Annotated in this window: 1 protein-coding gene and 1 pseudogene; both read right to left on the minus strand. The window is 61.0% G+C overall.

What is annotated here, in order from left to right; all coding sequences use genetic code 11:
* Positions 1-179: 179 nt before the first annotated feature.
* Positions 180-977, minus strand: a pseudogene (locus CG471_RS30440) (hypothetical protein); the annotation flags it as partial.
* A 152-nt stretch (positions 978-1,129) separates the two neighbouring features.
* On the minus strand, positions 1,130-2,957 hold a 1,828-nt coding region (locus tag CG471_RS29430; RefSeq protein WP_143560320.1), incomplete at its 5' end, for a Tn3 family transposase.

Raw genomic sequence — 2,957 nt, forward strand, 5'->3', positions numbered from 1 at the left:
ATGCCACCACGTGAGTGGACCATGGCGAAGGCGCAATTTGCCGTGATCTTCGGCGAACGTTTCATCAGAGCCATGGCGGCCTGATGATCAACCGCCCGGCCGCACACGGAAATCCTGACAGTCCCCGTGTAGGCTTCGAAGACTTTAGAAACATCGATTATCAAAGAGTCCAGCCTGACTAACCCCTCATCAGTAACGTCAGGTAAAGTTCTTTGTAGAAGGAGTAGCGCAGACCACAGGGCGTCTTTATAGAACGAGAGCTGCGGCGCGACTAGTTTTATCTTTCGGCCAAGTGCCGATATCAAAGACGAGCGGCTTCCGTGCCAGCGTGACACCTTATCAAATGCCTTAATGACCTTGTTCGTTCTCGCCAATAGAGCAGCGAACCTATTATCACCCTCGATTGATCGCTTAACCACAGTCAGAGCTTCGAGGAGCGCCTGATTCTCAACGACGCTGGGACTCAGCGTATTAAACGAGAAGCTATGCTTGTAGCGGACTCCCCGCGATGCGTACGATCGGATCGTCTCCGTAGGTAATAGCCTACCACGCCAGGGTGGCGGGTTGCGGACAGCGGTGTATCCTTTCATCAGCCCACGAGACGCTATTTGCTCAGCGCCTAGGACGAGTGACTCAGCGTATGTCCTTTCCAGGTCTTCGCTGACTTCGAAACGAGGTAAATAACCGCGCGAGAAACCCCGTATCGCCGCTGGAGCGACACCCGACCGAGCGATCATATAGGAGAGGTTGGCGATACTGGTTCGAGGGCGTACCCGAACCGCTAAGCTATCCGTGAGGGGTATCAATCCAACGTGCCGATCGGCACGTAACGCGACCTGGCCCCCACGTAGAGTGACGTTCAGGTAGCCGCGACCGATAACCCGTTCATCAATCTTGAGTTCGCCATTCTCGACTAAGGTGTCGATGCGGACCTGTATTTCAGAAAACTCTTCGCATTCCAGTACCTCACGCGGCACCGATCTGCCCCTCCAACCGAGCGACTAAAGCTCCAAAGCTACGTGTCAGGTCATCAACACGTCCTTCGTTCACCTCGCTAGCTGTGATTGCTGTCGGCAGGATACGGTACTGCCATACAGGGGTCGGTTCCGGCTGAGGGCGGAATGACACCCTAAGCGCCGGCGTCCTTGGGCCAAAGGTACTCGCCAGTGAGGAGGATGTGTGCCCATCCGAGCGGCGAAATATGGGCGAGAAGATGGTCGGGGGTATCGAGCCCTTCGCGGCGCCGGGCCTCAACGGCATGGCCAAGGTGCAGGGTGTTCCAGTAGACGATGATGGCGGTGAGCAGGTTGAGGCCGGCGATCCGGTAATGCTGACCCTCCGTCGTGCGGTCGCGGATTTCGCCCTGACGGCCGATGCGCAGGGCATTTTTCAGCGCATGATGTGCCTCGCCTTTGTTGAGGCCGACCTGTGCACGGCGCTGCATGCCGACGTCGAGTATCCATTCGATGATGAACAGCGTCCGCTCGATCCGGCCCACCTCGCGCAGCGCGGAGGCAAGATCGTTCTGGCGCGGATAGGAGGCGAGCTTGCGCAAGATGCTGCTCGGCGCGACCTGTCCAGCGCTCATGGTGGCGGCGCAGCGGAACAGATCGGGCCAGTTGGAAACGATCAGCGCCTCACGCGCCTTGCCGCCCACCAGCGGGCGCAATTCGCTCGGCGTCGCGGCAGGGTCGAACACGTACAGTCGTTTGGATGGGAGGTCGCGGATGCGCAGTACAAGGCGGCAGCCGAGCATCGCGCTGATCCCGAACAGATGATCGGTGAACCCGCCAGTGTCGGCGTACTGCTCTTCGATCCGTCGCCCTGCCTCATTCATCGTCAGCCCGTCGAGTAGATAAGGTGCTTCGCTGACCGTGGCTGGAATGGTCCGCGATGCAAACGGCGCGAAGCGGTCGTTGACGTGGGTATAGGCCTTGATGCCGGGATCGTTGCCGTAGCGGGCGTTGATCGTATTCATCGCTTCGCCCTGCCGTGCGGCGGGGAAGAACTGGCCATCGGCCGATGCGGATCTGCCCATACCCCAGACCTGGGCCATCGGCAGCGCCCCTTGCGCCGCGACCACGTTGGCCAGCGCCTGGTCGATCGCCTCGCTTTCGACGTGCCAGCGAGCGAGACGGGAGAGTTGCCAATAGTCGTGAGTGTTGGAAGCCTCTGCCATCTTACGCAGACCCAAATTCAGGCCCTCGGCAAGCAGGACGTTGAGCAGGCCGATTCGGTCGCCGCATGGCACGCCGGTGCGCAGATGCGTGAAGGCATCAGTGAAACCCAGCGCGGTATCGACTTCGAGCAGCAGATCGGTGATGCGGACGGGCGGCAGCCGGCGATACAGATCAAGCACCAGATCCTCGATCCCATCCGGCGCGTCAGCGGTGAGCCGATCAATGCGCAGCGTGCCGTCCTCGATGCTGCCTTTCGGAATTGTACCGCTGCGCGCGGCGCGACCGAGCCGGGCAAGGCCATCAGCGAGACGCACTTTGCGGTCAGCCAGCCAGACATGCGGGTCGGACGGGACCGCCAGCTTCGCGGCATGCGCGACCGCCATCGGCACGAGGACGTGGCGCAGGTCACCATATCGATGCGAGCGGTCGAGCCATATGTCGCCCGAGCGCAGCGCGTCGCGCAGGTGAAACATGACCGCGACTTCCCGGAGGCGGGCATCATCATCGCCCTTCGCCCGCAACTGTCGCCGCCATTTGGAATGCGGGCGCAAGAAATCGTCGGCCGCCGGAACTGCGCCCTTGGTAGCGATGACGGTAGCCGCGTCCAGCAAAGGCCGTGCAACCGCCGCAGCTTTGAGGTCGAGGCATCGCAGCATGCGCGGGGCATACCGACGGAAGCGGTGATACCCCTGATCAACATAGGCCAGCGGATCATCGCCCAAGGTGTCCGTCAACGTCTTGGCCGTAGCGACGAGGCTGGTGAGCCGTTCCCATCCC

The sequence above is a fragment of the Sphingobium sp. IP1 genome (assembly GCF_002708645.1).
Taxonomy (GTDB): Bacteria; Pseudomonadota; Alphaproteobacteria; order Sphingomonadales; family Sphingomonadaceae; genus Sphingobium; species Sphingobium yanoikuyae.